Origin of the sequence: Antarctobacter heliothermus, assembly GCF_900188425.1 — a bacterium.
Taxonomy (GTDB): Bacteria; Pseudomonadota; Alphaproteobacteria; order Rhodobacterales; family Rhodobacteraceae; genus Antarctobacter; species Antarctobacter heliothermus.
Window position 1 is genome coordinate 1 of sequence record NZ_FZON01000050.1, and the last position, 18,257, is coordinate 18,257.

The 18,257-nt window shown below is 65.5% G+C and carries 21 protein-coding genes and 2 pseudogenes; 19 read left to right on the plus strand and 4 right to left on the minus strand.

Annotated elements, in window-relative coordinates; genetic code table 11:
• The 11 genes and pseudogenes from CHB90_RS19840 to CHB90_RS19885 all read left to right on the plus strand — a co-directional run.
• Positions 1-571 (plus strand): annotated as a pseudogene (locus tag CHB90_RS19840) (zinc ribbon domain-containing protein); the annotation flags it as partial.
• A 224-nt stretch (positions 572-795) separates the two neighbouring features.
• Positions 796-996 (plus strand): DUF6511 domain-containing protein, encoded by a 201-nt coding sequence (locus CHB90_RS19845; protein ID WP_089279588.1) that lies wholly within the window; start codon positions 796-798, stop codon positions 994-996.
• Complete coding sequence (locus CHB90_RS19850; RefSeq protein WP_089279589.1) at positions 996-1,763, plus strand: hypothetical protein; 768 nt, start codon at positions 996-998, stop codon at positions 1,761-1,763. The genes CHB90_RS19845 and CHB90_RS19850 overlap by 1 nt, the downstream gene beginning before the upstream one ends.
• Positions 1,760-4,177, plus strand: coding sequence for an AAA family ATPase (locus CHB90_RS19855; protein ID WP_245823309.1), 2,418 nt, complete (start codon positions 1,760-1,762; stop codon positions 4,175-4,177). The genes CHB90_RS19850 and CHB90_RS19855 overlap by 4 nt, the downstream gene beginning before the upstream one ends.
• A 411-nt stretch (positions 4,178-4,588) precedes the next feature.
• Complete coding sequence (locus CHB90_RS19860; RefSeq protein WP_089279590.1) at positions 4,589-5,125, plus strand: crossover junction endodeoxyribonuclease RuvC; 537 nt, start codon at positions 4,589-4,591, stop codon at positions 5,123-5,125.
• Positions 5,122-5,325, plus strand: coding sequence for a hypothetical protein (locus CHB90_RS19865; protein WP_089279591.1), 204 nt, complete (start codon positions 5,122-5,124; stop codon positions 5,323-5,325). The genes CHB90_RS19860 and CHB90_RS19865 overlap by 4 nt, the downstream gene beginning before the upstream one ends.
• The gene (locus CHB90_RS19870; protein WP_089279592.1) at positions 5,315-5,764 is read left to right on the plus strand and encodes a DUF6362 family protein; all 450 of its coding nucleotides are present in this window, start codon (positions 5,315-5,317) and stop codon (positions 5,762-5,764) included. The genes CHB90_RS19865 and CHB90_RS19870 overlap by 11 nt, the downstream gene beginning before the upstream one ends.
• A gap of 402 nt (positions 5,765-6,166) precedes the next feature.
• Entirely contained in the window at positions 6,167-7,543 is a 1,377-nt protein-coding gene (locus CHB90_RS19875) for a site-specific DNA-methyltransferase (RefSeq protein WP_089279593.1), read from the plus strand.
• 1 nt (position 7,544) lies between these two features.
• Positions 7,545-8,051: pseudogene (locus tag CHB90_RS26815) on the plus strand (DNA cytosine methyltransferase); the annotation flags it as partial.
• 205 nt (positions 8,052-8,256) lie between these two features.
• A complete protein-coding gene (locus CHB90_RS26820) occupies positions 8,257-8,739 on the plus strand; it encodes a hypothetical protein (protein ID WP_212591623.1) in 483 nt (160 codons plus the stop codon).
• Positions 8,736-8,960, plus strand: coding sequence for a DUF7220 family protein (locus CHB90_RS19885; protein ID WP_089279595.1), 225 nt, complete (start codon positions 8,736-8,738; stop codon positions 8,958-8,960). Before CHB90_RS26820 ends, CHB90_RS19885 begins: the two co-directional genes overlap by 4 nt.
• A gap of 53 nt (positions 8,961-9,013) precedes the next feature.
• Here CHB90_RS19885 and CHB90_RS19890 read toward each other — a convergent pair whose 3' ends face one another.
• From CHB90_RS19890 to CHB90_RS19905, 4 genes are all read right to left on the minus strand, one after another.
• Positions 9,014-9,586 (minus strand): DUF3489 domain-containing protein, encoded by a 573-nt coding sequence (locus CHB90_RS19890; protein ID WP_089279596.1) that lies wholly within the window; start codon positions 9,584-9,586, stop codon positions 9,014-9,016.
• A gap of 90 nt (positions 9,587-9,676) precedes the next feature.
• On the minus strand, positions 9,677-9,901 hold the full coding sequence (locus CHB90_RS19895) for a hypothetical protein (RefSeq protein WP_089279597.1): 225 nt from the start codon (positions 9,899-9,901) through the stop codon (positions 9,677-9,679).
• A 111-nt stretch (positions 9,902-10,012) separates the two neighbouring features.
• On the minus strand, positions 10,013-10,228 hold the full coding sequence (locus tag CHB90_RS19900; protein WP_089279598.1) for a hypothetical protein: 216 nt from the start codon (positions 10,226-10,228) through the stop codon (positions 10,013-10,015).
• A 12-nt stretch (positions 10,229-10,240) separates the two neighbouring features.
• Positions 10,241-10,438, minus strand: coding sequence for a DUF6900 domain-containing protein (locus CHB90_RS19905; protein ID WP_089279599.1), 198 nt, complete (start codon positions 10,436-10,438; stop codon positions 10,241-10,243).
• Between the two features lie 111 nt (positions 10,439-10,549).
• Here CHB90_RS19905 and CHB90_RS19910 point away from each other — a divergent pair, with 111 nt between their 5' ends.
• The 8 genes from CHB90_RS19910 (at position 10,550) to CHB90_RS19945 (ending at position 18,245) form a co-directional block, all read left to right on the plus strand.
• Positions 10,550-11,110 carry a hypothetical protein gene (locus CHB90_RS19910; RefSeq protein ID WP_089279619.1) on the plus strand — a complete coding sequence of 187 codons (561 nt, stop codon included), beginning with the start codon at positions 10,550-10,552 and terminating at the stop codon, positions 11,108-11,110.
• Positions 11,058-13,055, plus strand: a complete 1,998-nt coding sequence (locus tag CHB90_RS19915; protein ID WP_170941124.1) for a phage terminase large subunit family protein — start codon at positions 11,058-11,060, stop codon at positions 13,053-13,055. Before CHB90_RS19910 ends, CHB90_RS19915 begins: the two co-directional genes overlap by 53 nt.
• Positions 13,055-13,264: a phage head-tail joining protein gene (locus tag CHB90_RS19920; protein WP_050663605.1), complete on the plus strand. Its 210-nt coding sequence runs from the start codon at positions 13,055-13,057 to the stop codon at positions 13,262-13,264. Before CHB90_RS19915 ends, CHB90_RS19920 begins: the two co-directional genes overlap by 1 nt.
• Positions 13,264-14,835: a phage portal protein gene (locus tag CHB90_RS19925; protein WP_089279600.1), complete on the plus strand. Its 1,572-nt coding sequence runs from the start codon at positions 13,264-13,266 to the stop codon at positions 14,833-14,835. Before CHB90_RS19920 ends, CHB90_RS19925 begins: the two co-directional genes overlap by 1 nt.
• A gap of 5 nt (positions 14,836-14,840) precedes the next feature.
• On the plus strand, positions 14,841-16,895 hold the full coding sequence (locus CHB90_RS19930) for a prohead protease/major capsid protein fusion protein (protein ID WP_089279601.1): 2,055 nt from the start codon (positions 14,841-14,843) through the stop codon (positions 16,893-16,895).
• 77 nt (positions 16,896-16,972) lie between these two features.
• Positions 16,973-17,308, plus strand: coding sequence for a DUF2190 family protein (locus tag CHB90_RS19935; RefSeq protein ID WP_085880447.1), 336 nt, complete (start codon positions 16,973-16,975; stop codon positions 17,306-17,308).
• Complete coding sequence (locus CHB90_RS19940) at positions 17,308-17,619, plus strand: head-tail joining protein (RefSeq protein WP_085880446.1); 312 nt, start codon at positions 17,308-17,310, stop codon at positions 17,617-17,619. The genes CHB90_RS19935 and CHB90_RS19940 overlap by 1 nt, the downstream gene beginning before the upstream one ends.
• Positions 17,616-18,245 carry a DUF6441 family protein gene (locus CHB90_RS19945; RefSeq protein WP_085880445.1) on the plus strand — a complete coding sequence of 210 codons (630 nt, stop codon included), beginning with the start codon at positions 17,616-17,618 and terminating at the stop codon, positions 18,243-18,245. The genes CHB90_RS19940 and CHB90_RS19945 overlap by 4 nt, the downstream gene beginning before the upstream one ends.
• Positions 18,246-18,257 lie beyond the last annotated feature (12 nt).

An 18,257-nucleotide genomic window follows, 5' to 3' on the forward strand; every position in this document is an offset into this window, starting at 1 on the left:
CCCGTCGAAAACCTGTCCGGCGTGCCAGGCCGATATTCCACTGGCATCGCGCGAATGCCCGATCTGCGGCGAGGTGTTGGTCGAGGACGAAGCCGAAACCCGTGAGGGAGCCCTCGGTGGAGCGCTCTCCGACTTCGTGATGACGGAAATCGATCTGCTGAAACGCTCCAGCTTCGAATGGGTCGATCTCTTCGGCACCGAGGATGCGCTGCTGGCCACGGGGTTCTCGGCCTGGGGCGGCGTCTTCTGGCTGGACAGCCTCTGGTACGGCATCGGCGGTGCACGCGGGGTGCAGCCGCAGCTTCTGGGTATCGGAGAGCGCAGCGTCTGTCTTGCGCAGGCCGATGACTGGCTGAACACCCAAGAGACCGACGAAAGCGCCTTCAAGACACGTGCCTGGCTGACCCAGCCCGCCACCGAAAAGCAGCTGCAATATCTCTCGCCCGCCGCGCGTAGCGATTACGGCCTCACCCGCTACAAGGCCTCGGCCCTGATGACCTTCGGCTTCAACAAGCGCGCGATACGCCAGCTGATCCTGAGCGCGGCCCCATCCGCGCTGGAGGCAGCGTGAGCCATGTCGCGCAAGTCCCATCCCCGCCCACAGAGGCTCCGGATCGACCGGGCCGTGATCGCCTCTGGCATCCGCGCCCGGTGCTCTGCGCCGTCTGCACATCCCGCACCCGCGGCTTCGGCTGGTTCGATCCCCACGCGCCTCGCGGCAAACGAACTTACCGCTGGTTCTGCTCCATGGGCTGCCAGGCGGCCTTCACCCTCAAAGCCAGGAAAGGACTGAGCATGGTCGATTTCACCGAAGAGGAAACCCAGGCGCTGCCCGCCGTCATGCGCGCGCTCGCCCCCGAGATGGAGCGGATCGGCTGGGACCGGCCGCTGGCCCAGCTGACCCAGAGCGACATGCACCGGCTGATCGTCATCACCGTCGAGGCCTTCCGCGCCGAGATGGCCGAGATCGCCAGCCTGGCGGAGGTGCCGTTCTGATGCTGGACTATAACCGCCGCCCCAGCTTCGCCGATCGCGTCAACGAGACCATCGATGTGACCCTCACGGCCGAAAATGCGGCAAGGACACCGCGTGATTACCTCGGTGGCTCTCGCCTTGGCCACGCCTGCGAACGCGCGCTGCAATTCGAGTTCACGGCCACGCCGAAAGACGAGGGGCAGGAGTTCTCCGGCCAGCTGCTGCGCATCTTCGCCATCGGCCATGCCCTTGAGGACCTGGCGGTGGCCTGGCTGCGCGGCGCGGGCTTCGAGCTCTACACCCGCAAGGGCAATCGCCCCGATGGTGGCCAGTTCGGCTTCTCTGTCGCTGGCGGGCGCATCCGCGGCCATGTCGACGGGATCATTGCCGCAGGGCCGGAAGGTCTCGAGCTGGCCATTCCCGCGCTCTGGGAATGCAAGACGATGAACGCCAAGAACTGGCGCGCCTGCGTCAAGGAGGGCGTGACCCAATCAAAGCCCGTCTATGCGGCCCAGATCGCGGTTTACCAGGCCTACATGGAGGCAACCGTGCCGGGCATCAGCGCCGCGCCAGCCCTGTTCACCGCCATCAACAAGGACACGGCAGAGATGCACCACGAGTTGGTGCCGTTCGATGCCGATTTGGCGCAGCGCATGTCCGACCGCGGCGTTCGGATCCTGCAGGCCACCGACGCTGGCGAGTTGCTGCCACGCGTCGCCGCCAATCGCGACTTTTTCGAATGCCGCTTCTGCTCCTGGGCGGAGCGCTGCTGGGGGATGCCCACATGAGCGACGACGTTCCCGACGATCCCACCACACCCCGCTTGCACGAGGCCCGCACCATGAGCGACGACACGACCACCGACACCAGTACCGACAGTGCCAACGTGACGCCTCAGGCCCCGAAAGAGAACCTGGTTCACTTCAACCCATGGCGCGATTTCAACGATGCGCCGTCGCAGATCGACGTGTTCGGTGACGAGCCGGATCCGGAGCAGATCGCGCAATTCATGGAGGTGGTGTTCGGCTACTGCGACGGGCTGATCCCGGTCCGCAGCTTCATCGACAAGGGCCAGGGTTTCGATGGCCGTCCGCACAACATCTGGATCGATGCCGGCGAAAATGTCACCGACAAGATGACCACCTTTGCCAACTGGGCGGCTCGCGAAGGCGCTGCCGTCTATGTGATTCCCGGCACTGTCGCCGAGCCAGGACAGGCCAAGGCGGCCGATATCCAGCAAATGCAGACGGTGGTCGTCGACATCGACACCGGCGACATCGCCGCCAAGCGCGCCCATCTCGAGCGCCATCTCGGCCCACCCACGATGGTGGTCGAAAGCGGCGGTGTCACGCCTGAGGGACAGCACAAGGCGCATGTCTGGTGGAAACTCACCGAGCCCGCCCAGGGCAGCGACATTGCGCGCGTGACCCGTCTGCGCGGTGACATCGCCGCCAAGATCGGCGGCGACATGCATTTCCGCTCGGCGCATCAACCGATCCGGGTGGCAGGCTCGGTCTATTACAAGAACAACCTCAAGACGCAGGTGCGCATTGTCGCTCTGAACGCCGGTCTTGAGCGCGATCTGACGGAGTTCACCGAGGCGGTGACTGATATGCCGCCTGCGCCGGGGGTGTCCTTGCAGCCTGAATTCACCCATCCCGACAAGCCCGCCATGGACGACGTGCTGGTCACGCCGGTGCGCGAGGGCGCCCAAGACGACTGGTCTCGCTTCGAAGGTGCGTCGGCCGCGATCGGCCACTTCATCCGCATGGTCCACGAGGGCCGGATGACAAAGGACGAGGGCTGGGAAGGCATCTGCGGCTACAATGCAGCCATGCTGCGGCCCCAGTGGCCAGTGGAACGGCTGAAGCGCGAGTCCGAGCGTCTCTGGGCACGCCATGTCGAGAAATACGGCCCGCCATTGGTTCGGCTCGACAGCGCCGCCCCTGCGCCCGACGAGATGCCCGCCTTCACGCTCGGCGCATTGCTCGATGACACGAGCCCGATGCCCGAGGACATCATTGCGCCCCGCGTGCTGACGCCGGGCGGGCTGCTGGTACTAGGCGGCGCGCCCAAGGTCGGCAAGAGCGATCTGCTGATCTCCTGGCTCGTTCACATGGCCGCCGGTGTGCCGTTTCTCGGCTTCACGCCGCCGCGCCCTCTGCGGGTGTTCTATCTGCAGGCCGAGATCCAGTATCACTACCTGCGCGAGCGGCTGAAGCAGATCGCCCTGCCACCAGAGGTAATGGCCGCCGCGCGCAATACTTTCGTGGCCACCCCAAAACTGAAGATGCTGCTCGACAACGAGGGCAGCGTGCGGGTGGCCCGCGCCGTGCGGACGGCCTTCCCCGATGCGCCAGTGGACATCATCTGCGTCGACCCGATCCGGAACCTGTTTGACGGTGGGCCGGACGGCGGCGGCGAGAACGACAACACCGCCATGATGTTCTTCCTGAAGGAACGGGTGGAGGTCCTGCGCGACCATATCGACCCCGACTGTGGGGTGATCCTGATCCACCACACCAAGAAGCTCAGCAAGCAGCAGGTGAAGGACGATCCCTTCCTGGCACTTTCCGGCGCCAGTGCCCTGCGCGGGTTCTACACCTCCGGTCTGATCCTGCACCGACCCGACGAGGAGTGCTCGCAGCGCAAGCTGGAAATCGAGATGCGCAATGGCCCCGCGCTGCCGCCCAAGGTGATCGACAAGGTCGGCGGCCAATGGGTCGAGATCAACCCGATGAACGAGCGGTTGGTTCGCCAGGAGGTAGGGGCCAAGCATGACGCCGAGCGGGACCGCAAGGGTGGTGTGATCGTAAACATGATCGCCCAGCAGGCCGATCAGGGCAAGATGTTCACACCGAGCCAGTTCGCCGCGAAGTTCGAGAACCGGGGCAGTCTCGGCGGACAGACAGGCATCCGCCAACGGATCCATGTTCTCGCCACCAAGGGCCATGTGAAGTTCGTGCGAGGCGACCCGGCTGGCGATCTGGGTCTCAAGCGGGATCGCTCGAAGTTCGGCTATCTCTGCGTCCGGGACATGCATCTGCGCACCGATACCGAGGTCATCGACGAAGAGACCGGTGAGGTCTCCCCGGCCTTTGCCCGGGTGCTGCCGACCGACTTCATGTGCCCTCAGACCGGGGTGCTCTTGCCGGTCGAGAATCCGGAAATCTGGGTCGATCAGGACGAGGTCGAGGCATGATGTCAGCGTCCGAAACACCCTCATTCCAGAACACGGATCGTCCGAGATCTGGGCAGAACACGGCCCGTGTTCTGGGTCGCCGTGTTCTGTGTTCTGGAATTACTCGAGTCGTATCAACGGGTTACGCCAGAACGCAGAACACAGATTGCGATCTGCCAACCCCTCATCCGTGTTCTGGAAATCGCGTAGCAATTTCAACCACTTATTCCAGAACGCAGAACACGGATTTTCCTACCCTAAGGGGTAGGTGTTTCCCCGCTGGGGGCGGGGAGACACCACCTACCCCGGGGCGATCTCATAGGGCCGACCAGAGCCCGTGCGAACCCCATCCGACGACGGCGGCCCGTACCGCCAAGCACATGACCGCCGTCGTCTTCCACCCGAGCAACCATCCCAAAAAGGAGACCACCCATGGCTGACATGACTCTGATCACCGCTGTCCGCGGTGCAAGGATTGAATCACCGCCTACCATCCATACTGGCCGTACCATCATGGCCCTCGATCTCGGCACAACCACTGGCTGGGCGTTGCGCGATCACACCGGCCTGATCACGAGCGGCACAGTGTCGTTCCGGCCAAGCCGCTATGACGGCGGCGGGATGCGCTACCTGCGGTTCACCAACTGGCTGACCGAGATCGACCGGTTGTCCGGGCCGATCGAAGCAGTCTATTTCGAGGAGGTCCGTCGCCATGCGGGGACCGACGCCGCCCATGTTTATGGCGGCCTGATGGCTGTTCTGACCAGCTGGGCGGAATTGCGCGGCGTGCCCTATCAGGGCGTGCCGGTTGGCACCATCAAACGCCACGCCACCGGCAAGGGCAATGCACCGAAGCAGGCAATGATCGATGCGGCCCGGGCCCGCGGATTCAGCCCTGCGGACGACAACGAGGCCGATGCCATCGCCATCCTGCTCTGGGCCATCGAGACTGGCGGAGGTGTCGCATGAAATGGCATCCCCGTGGTTACGGCGGAGCGCGCCGCGATCCCGATCAGGTCAAGCGCGATGGCTGGCAGGAACAGCAGATGCTGGCGGTCTCGCTGGATGATGACCGCCTGACATGGCCCGAGCGCGAACTGGTGCGCCAGCTCGGCGAGAAGCTCTATGGCAAGCTGCCCGCAGTGCGGGAGGTGCGCAATGGCAGGTGAATGGACAACGGCAAAGGTCGAGGACCGGCTGGAATGCGCCGCCGACGTGCACCGCGCATTGCCCGACGTCAGGCCCACCGGGTTCTTCAACGCGTGGCCGGAATACTTCCACAGCTTCGCGGACCGCGTCGGTCAGGAGCCGCGGATGCGCCGCCCCTTGCCGTCGCCGCGCCAGATCACCGAGGCTGAGGAAGCGATGCTCTGGCTGCGCTGGCTGGAACGTGATGACGCCCGGATCGTCTGGCTGCGGGCCGAGCGCACCCCGTGGAAGAAGATCACCTGGGAGATCGGGCTGAGCCGCCCGGCCGCCAGCCGCCATTGGCAATACGGCGTCGCGCTGATCACCTGGCGGCTCAATGGGCGCATGCCGCCTTCGAAGCGGTCACAGCGCTTCGTGGTCGAGAACGCGAACAACCTGTCAAGAAAAATCGTACTGTGACAGAATTTTTGGAGAGACATCGCAACGGGTTACAGTTTCCGGCTGAGAGGCTACAAATTGGATATACTCGGGAGATGAGCGCGCAGGCAGAGGCCTCGCAGCTGGCTTCCGGGGTCCAGCGAAGGGTCCAGCCGGGGTCCAATCCTCTAACCCACTGACTTTACGGGTCCTTCCTGGCCATTAACGTATACGGGCGGGCGAAGCGCGCAATATCGCCAGCGACAGGGCCGGTTTTTTGGGAAGCCACCCCGGCGGGTATCCACCCGCGACCTTCTGAAAACCTAAACAAAACAAACCTTTGGAACCGGACGCGTCCGGCGGCCGCTGGACCCTTTGCGGAGTCCAGGCTGGCTGCGGGTGTCCGGAGTCCAGGGGTCCACCCCATTGAGGCGAACCGAAATCATGACGCTCAGCTTTGCCCCGGACGCGATCGAGACCTGGCCGCTGGCCATGCTCCAGCCCTACGCGAAAAACGCGAAGGCGCATGGCGCAGACCAGGTCGCGAAGATCGCTGCCAGCATGGCGGAGTTTGGCTGGACTGTTCCCTGTCTGGTCGCCGACGACGGCGAGCTGATCGCGGGCCATGGCCGGGTGCTGGCGGCGGCGCAGCTCGGGCTGACCGAAGCGCCGGTGATCGTGCTGGGGCATCTGTCCGAGGCGCAGCGTCGGGCATATCGGATCGCGGACAATAAACTTACCGAGCTCGGCACATGGGACGAGGCGCTGCTGTCGGCGGAACTCAACGATCTGCTGGCCGAGGACTACGACCTGTCGCTGGTCGGTTTTTCGGATGGCGAGTTGGACAAGCTGTTGGCTTATGTGCCGGAGGGGGACGGCGACGAAGATGGTGCTAGCGGCTCCGTGCCGCCGGTGACCATCCCCGAGCCGCCGCGCAATCCGGCATCGCAAACGGGCGATCTCTGGATCCTTGGCGAACACCGGTTGCTCTGCGGTGACAGCACCAGCGCCACCGATGTGCGTCGCCTGATGAATGGCGAACGGGCGATCCTATTCGCCACCGACCCGCCATATCTCGTCGACTACGACGGCTCGAACCATCCGACGCGGAACAAGGACTGGTCGGCGTCCTACGGCACGACTTGGGACGACAGTTCTCAGGGGGCCGAGCTCTACGACGGCTTCATCGCCGCCGCCGTCGCGGAAGCCATCGCCGAGAACGCCGCGTGGTATTGCTGGCACGCCTCGCGCCGCCAGGCGATGCTGGAAGCCTGCTGGGAAAAGGCCGGAGCCTTCGTGCACCAGCAGATCATCTGGGTGAAAGATCGCGGGGTGCTCACCCGGTCCCATTACCTCTGGAAGCACGAGCCCTGCTTCATGGGCTGGCGACGCCCAAACCGCCCGCCGAAGGTCGCCGAGGAAACGCTGCCATCGACATGGGCGCTGCCGAGCTTCACCAAGGATGAGCGGCCCGACCATCCGACGCCGAAACCGCTCGACGCGTTCGGGATCCCGATGCGCCAGCATGTTGCGCGCGGCGGGCTTTGCTACGAGCCGTTCTGTGGCTCCGGATCGCAGATCATGGCCGGTGAAGCCAATGGCCGCCGCGTCTTCGCGATGGAAATCAGCCCGGCTTACATCGACGTCGCCGTCGAACGTTGGCAGGCCGACACCGGCCGCGATGCGATCCTCGAGGGCGATGGCAGAACTTTTGGGCAGATCAGAACCGAACGACTGGGCGACAATGCTGACGCCCCCGCCGATGCGCCTGACACTGACGCCGACCCAGAACCCGCCCGCAAACCCAAATCCGCCGCGTGACATGCATGACCTGGCTTTACATCCCTTCGGACGCGCTTCCGGAACCGGAGACGCATGCCTCTTCGGCCTGTCCCTCTGCTCCGGCGCAGGCGGGCTCGACCTCGGCCTCACCATCGCCATCCCCGGATATCGTGCTGTGGGCCATGTCGAACGGGAAACCTACGCCGCAGCCACTCTCGTGGCGCGGATGGAAGACGCGACCTTGGATTACGCGCCTGTCTGGGACGACGTTGCCAGCTTCGACGGCCGCCCTTGGCGCGGCGCGGTGGACATCGTCACTGCGGGATATCCGTGCCAGCCGTTTTCGGTTGCGGGCAAACGCCTTGGTACCGAAGATCCACGCCACCTCTGGCCGCACGTCGCCCGGATCATCGGCGAGGTTGAGCCGCCCTTCGTCTTCCTCGAGAATGTCGCCCATCATCTCCGCCTCGGCTTCCCCGAAGTCGCCAGCGGACTGGTCGGCATGGGCTACAAGCTTGCGGCATGCCTCTTCACGGCGGCGGAAGTCGGCGCGCCGCACAAGCGTGAGCGGCTGTTCATCCTTGCCATCCGCGAAGGCTGCGAATTGGCCGACCCCGCGCGCCTGCTCTGGGACCCGGTCGAGTGGCGGGAACCGGACCGAGATGTTGCGGCTGTGGCCGACGCCCCGCGCCAGCGCCAACGAGAACCGGCAGACGAAACCAACGCCCTCGCAAGAAGCGGGCAAGCATGGGATGAACCTGGCAACCTGCGCCGCGATGTGGCTGACGCCGCAAACCGACAGCTTCCGGAGCCGGGGCGGCAACTGGAAACACGAAAAGGGTCTGGACGGCATGGCGCGGGATTGGCCGACGCCGATGGCCAACGATGGATGCAAACCGAGTGCTGGGAACCGCAAGACAGCGGATCTGACCCATGCCAGCCGCATGTGGATGACGCCGACGGCGCGCGATCACAAGGATGGGGCGACGACATTGGCGAACACGCCGGTCAACGGGCTGCTTGGCCGCCAGGTCCTGGTGACGCAGGTGGCTGGGACCGATACCTCAGAGCAGCGCCGGACCTTGAACCCAGCATTCGTCGAGGCGCTGATGGGCTGGCCCACCGGGTGGACAGGCTTCGCCTCTGTGGCAACGGCGTGGTCCCCTTGGTTGCGGCGCATGCGCTGCGAACTCTTGCAGCTGAACTGCTGGCCGATGGATGAGGCCACCGCATGAAGCAGTCGCGCCTCATGTCGCTGGCCGAGGCCATCGCCAACGTGATCGTCGGCTACGGCGTCGCGGTCGTGACGCAGATCCTGATCTTCCCCGTCTTCGGGCTGCACACGACGCTGGCGCAAAACCTGAAGCTAGGGCTTGTCTTCACCATCGTGTCGATAGCTCGTTCCTTCGCCTTGCGGCGGGTGTTCGAGGCGATCCGGATGCGGAGCGCCAAATGATTGACCGCCGTCCCGCAGGGGCGGCGGCCATCAGCTTGTCGGGATCGGGTGTGTCAGGCGGCGGGGAGTTTGTACACGCGCCCTCGGATCTCGACCTTCTCAGAGGTGACCTCGAGTCCGAGCTTCTTTTTCAACGCCCCGGCCATCGCGCCCCGAATCGTATGTGGGGCCCACTGCAAGGCGGCCATGATCTCCTCAATGGTCGCGCCGTCCGGAGCGCGCAGCATGGCGATCAGCGTGGCCTGCTTGGTGCCCTCGCGCGGCGTGCGCGCCTTGGGCGCGTCCTCCGGTTCGGTCGGGGTGTCAGGCGCAGGCTCCTCGGACGGCGCGTCCGTCGCGCCCGCAGGCGCGGGGTTCGCGTCCTCGGTCTCGATGCCGATGGCGGCGAGGCCTGCGTCGGTCGCGACCAGCGTGACGCCGTGGCTGTCGCCGGTCTCGCGCCACATGGGCTCGCCCTTGCGCATGTCCGCGTCGACCTCTTCGAGGAAACCCTTGGCGAGCAGCGCGCCGACCACCTTGGCGGCGGCGCCGCCGCGCAGGCTTTCGGGCAGCGGCAGGGCGATATGCTCGGGCCGTTGGGCTGCGGCGCTGAGGATTAGGGCTTGGGTGTCGGAAAGCTGGGTCATCGTCGTCTCCCGTATCGGGGCGCGCGGGATGCGGGCCCTTCTACGAGGTCGAGCCCGCCAGTCGGCGGGCGGGACCGGGAGCGGGTCGTGTCATTCGGCGTGTTCGCCTTCGTGGAAGGCCATGTCGGTGATCTCGCGCAGCTTGGCGCGGTAGTGGTTGAGGGTGCCGACATGGCCCCAGTTGATCTCGTCGGGGTGGGTCTCGAAATGGTCCGCGCTCAGGGCGGCGAGCCGCTCCAGCATCGCGTCGATCTCGGTCTTCGCGGCGATGAAGGCGTCGAGGGCTTTTGTGTTGTCTTGTGCGCGGCGGGTCATCGGGGTGGCTCCGTGGTTGAGTCGCATCGTCCTTGTGCAATCAGAATCGCTCAGCAGGGCCGGAAAGTGTAGGCGATTCAGAGGCATATGATTGCTTTCTGATCGCTGCGATCAGATCAGCCCCATCCCGGTCAACGCCGCGCTGGCGGTGGCGAGCTGCGCGGTGGGCAGTTCGATCTTGAGATGCGAGATCACGTCCGAAACCTCGGCCGCGATCCCGTCCTCCCGCAGAGCGGCCTCGATCACCTCGGCGACAGCGTCGGGACGGCTGCGGTCGAAATGGTCCGGGAGGGCAGCGTGATCAATGCGGATGGTGGTGGTGCTCATGGTGGGGTCCTTTCAGGATTGGCTGGCGGCGCGCCGCCCGGCTTCAAACGCCTCTTCGAGCGCGTCGCGGATCGCCCAGACGGCGACATCGTGAAAGTCGAGGCGATCTGAGTTCCGGGTCTCGAGCGTCTCCAGAGAAAAGCGGCGCTGCGCGATCTCGAGGATCAGGGCATCGCGGGCAGCGGCAGAGTCGGTCTTGCGGCGGGTCATCGTGGTGGCTCCGTGGTGAGTTGCATCGTCCTTCTGAACGGACGTTCGCTCCGCTGGCGAGGCTTATCAACTCGATAAGCACATGAATCTGAATGATAATCGGAGCCGTCGATGCAGGGCATGAGCGAGCGCCAGTACGCCGCCCATGTCGGGCTGTCGCGCGGCGCAATCCAGAAGGCCAAGGCGACGGGGCGGCTGGTACTGCACGCCGATGGCAGCATCGACGCGGTGGCCAGCGACGCCCTGCGCGCTCAAGCCACGGATCCGTCGAAGACCCGCAAAACGCCGCAGCCAAAGCTCAAACCCGTCCCGGAGGCGGCGGTATCCGCCGTAGGCGAAACGCTGCGCGAACAGGGAATGGCAGCCCCGCCTGTCGGCAGCGGCACCACGTTCCTGCAGGCAAAGACAGCGAACGAAGTGCTGAAGGCGCAGGAACGCCGCCTCCGGCTGCAGAAGCTGAAAGGCGAGTTGATCGACCGGGCCCGCGCTCTGTCGCTGGTGTTTCGGCTGGCGCGGCAGGAACGCGACGTTTGGGTCAACTGGCCTGCACGGTCGGCGGCGTTGATGGCGGCGGATCTGGGTGTGGAGCCCGCGGTTATGCAGAAGGTTCTGGAGAAACATGTCCGTGCCCAGCTCGACGATCTTGCAGAGATCAAACCTGATCTCCGGTGATGATGCCTTTGATTTCGACGGCGCGACAGAGATCCTGCGTGCCTGGGGCGCAGGCCTCACGCCGGATCCAGACCTGACCGTGTCGGAATGGGCGGACCGGCACCGGATGCTCTCCGGTCGCGCATCGGCAGAACCGGGTCGGTATCGTACCGCCCGCACGCCCTACATGGGTGAGATCATGGACCGGCTGTCGCCCGGCGATCCAACACAGCGGATCGTGTTTATGAAGGCGGCGCAGGTTGGCGCGACCGAGGCCGGGAACAACTGGATCGGGTTCGCGATCCACCAGGCGCCGGGCCCAATGCTGGCGGTGCAGCCGACCGTGGAACTGGCCAAGCGCAATTCGCGCCAGCGAATCGATCCGCTGATCGACGAGAGTCCGGAATTGCGCGAGCGGGTCAAACCGGCGCGATCCCGCGACGCCGGGAATACCATGCTGTCCAAGGAGTTCGCGGGCGGCATCCTGATCATGACGGGGGCAAACTCGGCGGTCGGGCTGCGCTCGACGCCCGCGCGTTACATCTTCCTCGATGAGGTCGATGCCTATCCGGCCTCCGCTGACGACGAAGGCGATCCGGTCACGCTGGCCGAAGCGCGGTCGCTGACATTTGCCCATCGGCGAAAGGTGTTCCTGGTCTCGACGCCGACGATCCGGGGGCTCAGCCGGATCGAGCGCGAGTTCGAGGCAAGCGACCAGCGCCGCTACTTCGTGCCGTGCCCTCACTGTGGCCACGCACAGTGGCTGAAATTCGACCGGCTGCGCTGGCAGAAAGGTCGCCCGGAGACGGCGGAATATCACTGCGAGGGCTGCGACACGCCCATCGCGGAACACCACAAGACGGCGATGCTGGAGGCAGGCGAATGGCGGGCGACCGCCGTCGCCGCCGATCCCGGCACAGTCGGCTATCACCTCTCAGCGCTCTATTCGCCGATCGGCTGGCTCAGTTGGGAGCGGATCGTGCGGGCATGGGACGCGGCGCAGGGGTCGGACGAGGCAATCAAGGCGTTCCGCAACACGATCCTCGGCGAGACATGGGTCGAAACCGGCGACGCACCGGACTGGCAACGGCTCTATGACCGGCGCGAACGCTGGAAACCGGGTATTGTCCCTGCGGGTGGGCTGTTCCTGACGGCAGGCGGTGACGTCCAGAAAGACCGGATTGAGGTCGATGTCTGGGCCTGGGGTCGAGGGCTGGAAAGCTGGCTGGTCGATCACATCGTGATCGAGGGCGGACCGGACCGACATGAAGCCTGGGGCGACCTGACTGCGCTGTTGAACCGGACATGGCCGCATGAACGTGGCGCGCATTTGAAGATCGCGCGGCTCGCTATCGATACCGGATACGAGGCCCCGGCAGTCTATGGCTGGTCCCGGGCGCAAGGCTTCGCGCAGGTGGCCCCGGTGAAAGGCGTCGAAGGGTTCAATCGCGCGAGTCCGGTGTCCGGGCCGACCTATGTGGACGCGACCGAGGGCGGCAAACGTCTGCGGCGTGGCGCGCGCCTCTGGACCGTGGCTGTTTCGACATTCAAGGCAGAGACCTATCGGTTCCTGCGGCTCGAACGGCCGACCGACGAGGAACGTGCGGAAGGGGCACAAAGCCAGCCTGGCACCGTGCACCTGCCACATTGGGTCGAGAATGAATGGCTGAAGCAGTTCGTCGCTGAGCAGCTGGTCACCGTGCGCACCAAGCGCGGCTTCGCCCGGCTGGAATGGCAGAAGCTTCGGGAACGTAACGAGGCGCTCGACTGCCGGGTCTATGCCCGCGCCGCCGCCTGGATCGCGGGCGCGGATCGGTGGACCGACGAGAAATGGCGCGACCTCGAGGATCAGCTTGGGGTTGCCGATACCTCGGCGGATCCCGCGGGGCAGATCAATCGACAGGCGCAGGCGTCGCAGGGGAAACGGCGGTCTGACTGGCTTGGACGGCGTGGAGGATGGTTTTGATGGCAGATTGGACGGAAACCGAGCTTTCGGCGCTGCGGCGGGCCTATGCAAGCGGCACGACGCGCGTCAGCTATGACGGCAAATCCATCGATTACGGCTCTGCAGAGGATCTGCTGGCGCGCATTCGCACCATCGAGCGCGCCATCGCGGGCACGACCCGGCCATTGCCGGTCGCTGGTCTCGCGAGCTTCTCGCGCGGGGATCGCTGATGTCAGCCAACTGGTTTGACCATGCGATTGCCACGGTGGCCCCGCGCACTGCGGCACGGCGCGTACTCGCCAGGCAGGCGTTCGAAACCTTGACGCGTGGCTATGACGGTGCGGCCAAGGGGCGGCGCACCGACGGCTGGCGCGCGCCGGGCACCTCCGCTGACACCGAGGTTGGCGTGGCCGGGGCGCTTTTGCGGGATCGGATGCGAGATCTGGTCCGCAACAACCCGCATGCGGCCAAGGCCGTGGCGGTGCTGGTGAACAACATTGTCGGTGCGGGCATCATGCCGCGCGCGGCGAGCGGCAATGATAAGCTGGACCGCAAGGTCGATGCGCTGTTCGCACGGTGGTCAGATGCCGCTGATGCCGACGGCCAACTCGACTTCTACGGGCTCCAGACCCTGATCTGCCGGGAAATGGTCGAGGCTGGCGAGGTGCTGGTACGCCGCAGGCTGCGCCGCGCAGCGGATGGCTTGCCCGTCCCGTTGCAATTGCAGGTGCTGGAAGCCGACTTCCTAGACGCCACGAAATCCGGTGCCAACGGCGCGGGTCGGCTGGTGCAGGGGATCGAGTTCGATCCGGTCGGGAAACGCCGGGCCTATTGGCTGCACGCCGAACACCCCGGCGATGCCTATGGTGCGATGCAGAATGGATTGCAGAGCCGCCCTGTCCCGGCAACCGAGATTGCCCACATCTATGAAAAGCAGCGCACGCAGGCCCGGGGCGTTCCCTGGGGCGCGCCAGTGATCCGCAGTTTGCGTGATCTCGACGATTACGAAGTAGCCGAATTGGTCCGCAAGAAGACCGAGGCCTGCGTCACCGCAATCGTCTTCGGTGACGACGAGGCCCAGCAGGGCATCGCGCCTTCGGTGGTCGATGCCGACGGCAACCGGGTTGAGCAGTTCGAACCGGGCCTCATCGCCTATGCGCGCGGAGGCAAAGACATCCGTTTCAACCAGCCGTCGGCCACCGGCGGCTATGGCGAATACAAGCGGGCGAGCCTGCACACGATCTCGGCAGGGTTCCGGGTGCCCTATGAATTGCTGACGGGCGATTTGTCCCAGGTGAACTATTCCTCGATCCGCGCCGGGCTCGTCGAGTTCCGCCGCCAGATCGACGCCGTGCAGTGGCAGCTATTCATCCCGATGTTCTGTGCACCAGTCTGGCGCTGGTTCACCGAGGCCGCATGGGCGGCGGGCCAGATCCCGACGCCGGATGTACCGGTCGAATGGTCTCCACCGAAGTTCGAGGCCGTCGATCCGCAGAAGGACGCGATGGCGAACCTGCTGTCGATCCGCTCAGGCACCATGACGCTGGCCGAGGTGATCGCGAAACAGGGCCGCAATCCGGACGCCGTGCTGGCCGAAATCGCAGCTACAAACGCCAAACTCGATGCGCTCGGGCTGGTGCTCGACAGCGATCCGCGACGAGTCACCAAGACCGGCAGCGCCCAAACAAGCGATCAGGCGAACGATCTCGTCGACGACGACCCAGCCAATGACCCGGCGAGCGATCCGGCCGACGTCTCCGAAACGGGTGTGGCGCAGCCTGACCCCGACCAACAGGACTGACACAAATGGACACGATGATCGAACTACCGGCCCTGCGCCGGTCGGCGGAGCTTGCGCCGAACTCAGCCGATACCGACGCCCGCACCGTCGAGGTGATCTGGTCAGCGGGGGCGCGCGTTCGCCGGTCGACCCTGTTCGGCGAGCCTTATGACGAAGAGCTCAGCCTCGATCCGACCCATGTGCGGCTGGATCGGCTTAATGCGGGCGCGCCGTTCCTGAAGGTGCATGAGATCGACACGCTCGACGCTGTGATTGGCTCGGTCGTGCCTGGTTCGGCGCGCATCGAAAACGGCCGGGGCGTTGCGCAGGTTCGGATTTCTGAGCGCGCCGATGTCGAACCGATCTGGCGCGACATTCAGGCGGGACACATCCGTGCGGTCTCCATCGGCTACCAGGTTCACCGCTTCGAGGTCTCCAAACCCGATGCTGCCCGCGAGCTTTGGCGCGCGGTGGACTGGACTCCCTTCGAGGTGTCCGCCGTGCCCGTTGGCGCCGACCCCGCCGCAGGCTTCCGCGCCCAATCCGACCTTGCAACTTGCGTCCTTCACCGCCGGGACGTCCCACCCACAAACACAGGAGCCATCCCGATGACGGACAAACCCAACGCCCCGGCCGCAGAGGCCACAGACCAACCCAGCGACACTGTCGCGACCGAGGACACCACCATGACTGAACCGAAGACGCCTGTGGCCGAGCCGAAGGTTGTCTCCAGCGAAACCCGCGCGCAGCCGAAGCCCGAGAATCCGAACATGCCCGTTGCACCTGATACCGAAGCTGTCGCGACCCGCGCACGCGAGGGCGAGCGGGATCGCGTGTCCACAATCTACGATCTGGCAGGTCGCCTGAACCTCGAGCGCAGTTTTGCCGAGGATCTGGTCAAACGCGGCACGGATATCGGTGAGGCCCGGCGTCTGATCCTCGATCAGGTTGCCGCGAAATCCGAGGAAACCCGCACCTTCAGCCAGGTGTCGATCCCACTTGGCGGCCGCAATGAGGCGATCACCCGCCGCGACGCGGTGGCGAATGCGCTGCTGCACCGCTACAGCCCGACGCTGTTCCAGTTGGAAGACGCCGCGCGCCAGTATCGCGGCATGACGCTTTTGGAACTGGCCCGGGAAAGCCTCGGCAATGTGGGCGTGAACACCCGCGGCCTGTCGCGTGATGAGGTGGCGACGCGTGCCCTGCATTCGACGTCGGACTTCCCCGAGATTCTCTCGGCGGTCACCAACAAGACCCTGCGGCAGGCCTACGAGGCCTATCCACGCACCTTCATGCTGTTCTGCCGCCAGGTGCTCGCCACCGACTTCAAGGCGATGCACCGGGTCCAGCTCGGCGAAGCCCCGCAGTTGCTGGAGGTCGGCGAGAGCGGCGAGTTCAAGCGCGGGACGCTCGGCGAGTCCAAGGAGAGCTACAAGGTCAAGACCTATGGCCGTGTGGTCGCCATCACCCGCCAGACGCTGATCAACGACGATCTCGACGCCTTCACCCGCATCCCGGCGATGTACGGCAACTCCATCGCGCAGCTGGAGTCGGACGTGGTCTGGGGCATCATCACCGCCAACCCGGCGATGGCCGACGGCAACGCGCTGTTCCACACCACGCACAAGAACCTCGCGGGCACCGGCACGGCGCTGGCGGTGGATGCTGTCGGCGCGGCCCGCGCCGCCATGGCCAAGCAGACCGGCCTCGACAAAAAGACGGTCCTGAACGTGCGGCCTGCCTTCCTGATCGTGCCCGCGTCGCTGGAACTGAAGGCCGAGCAGATGGTCGCCCAGAACCTCGTGCCCGCCGCAACCTCCAACGTGGTGCCACAATCGATCCGGACGCTCGCTCCGATCAGCGAGCCCCGGCTCGATGCGGTCAGCGAAACCGCCTGGTATCTGGCGGCCAGCCCGAACCAGATCGACACCATCGAATACGCCTATCTCGAAGGCCAGCAGGGCGCGTACATCGAGACCCGCAACGGCTTCGACGTCGATGGCGTCGAGATCAAGTGCCGCCTCGACTTCGGGGCCAAGGCCATTGACTGGCGCGGCCTCTACAAGAACCCGGGCGCGTGACCGGGCCACCTCTGAAATCTCACCTCTGACGGGCGGTCCAATCGGGCCGCCCGTTCCTGTTTGCAAAGGATCCCGCAATGAAAAACTACGTCCAGCCCGGCAACACCATCACCCTGACCGCGCCCTATGCCGTGACCTCCGGTGACGGCGTGCTTGTCGGCTCCATCTTCGGCGTGGCCGCCGGGGATGCCGCCAATGCCGAGACGGTCGAGACCGCGCTCGTCGGCATCTTCGACCTGAAGAAAGTCGCGAGTCAGGCTTGGTCGGCAGGCGACAAGGTCTATTGGGACAACACCAACAAGGAAGCCACCAAAACCGCGACGGCGAATACGCTGATCGGCGTGGCCATCGAGGCCGTCGCTGGCGGCGCGGGTGACGTGATCGGCCGGGTGCGCCTGAACGGCACATTCTGATGTCCGCTTTCGCCGCCGTCGTGGATGCGCTGTTTGCCGATCCGAATATCGGGCGAGAGGCGATCTACACCTCCGATGGGGGCGCACCGATGCTGGTGCGCGTCGTCTCCCGGCAGGCCGATGCCATTTCCGACTTCGGCGATGCCCGGCTTTGGTCGGAAACGACACGGATCGACCTGCGCGTGGCTGAGGTTCCGGCCCCGCGTCCCGGTGATCGCATCGAGATCGATGGCGAGGCCTTCCTCATTCAGGGGGAGCCGGTGCGGGATCGCGAACGGCTGGTTTGGACCGTGGACCTGAGGCCCGCGTGAAGCTCAAGCTAGACATCGATCCCGGCATCGTCGCCATGATGGCGGCAGAGGTCGCGGCGGGCGAGCGCGCGGTGACAGCCGCCATGCGCGAGGCCGGGACCGGGCTCAAGTCTGCCTGGCGCACGCAGATCACTGGCGCGGGGCTTGGACGGCGGCTTGCGAACTCGATCCGCAACCAGAACTTCCCGAGGTCGGGCGAAAGCCTGGATGCGGCGGCGCTGGTCTGGTCCAAGGCCCCGGTGATCGTGGGCGCGCACGACACCGGCCCGCTGATCCGCTCGAAGGACGGGTTCTGGCTGGCGATCCCGCTGGCCGCCGCAGGCAAATCGACACGCGGCGGCCGGATCACCCCCGGTGAATGGGAACGGCGACGCGGGTTGCGCCTGCGGTTTGTCTACCGCCGGACGGGTCCGAGCCTTCTGGTCGCGGAGGGTCGGCTGAACACGAAAGGTCAGGCCGTGGTGTCGCGCTCGAAAACTGGGCGCGGCAAGGTCACCGCGCCGATCTTCCTGCTTGTGCCGCAGGTCAAGCTGCCGAAGCGGCTGAACCTCGACCGGGATGCAGAGCGGGCGCTCGATGCCGTACCGGGGCTGATCGTGGCGAACTGGGTCGAGGGTCGGCGATGATTGGTGACAACG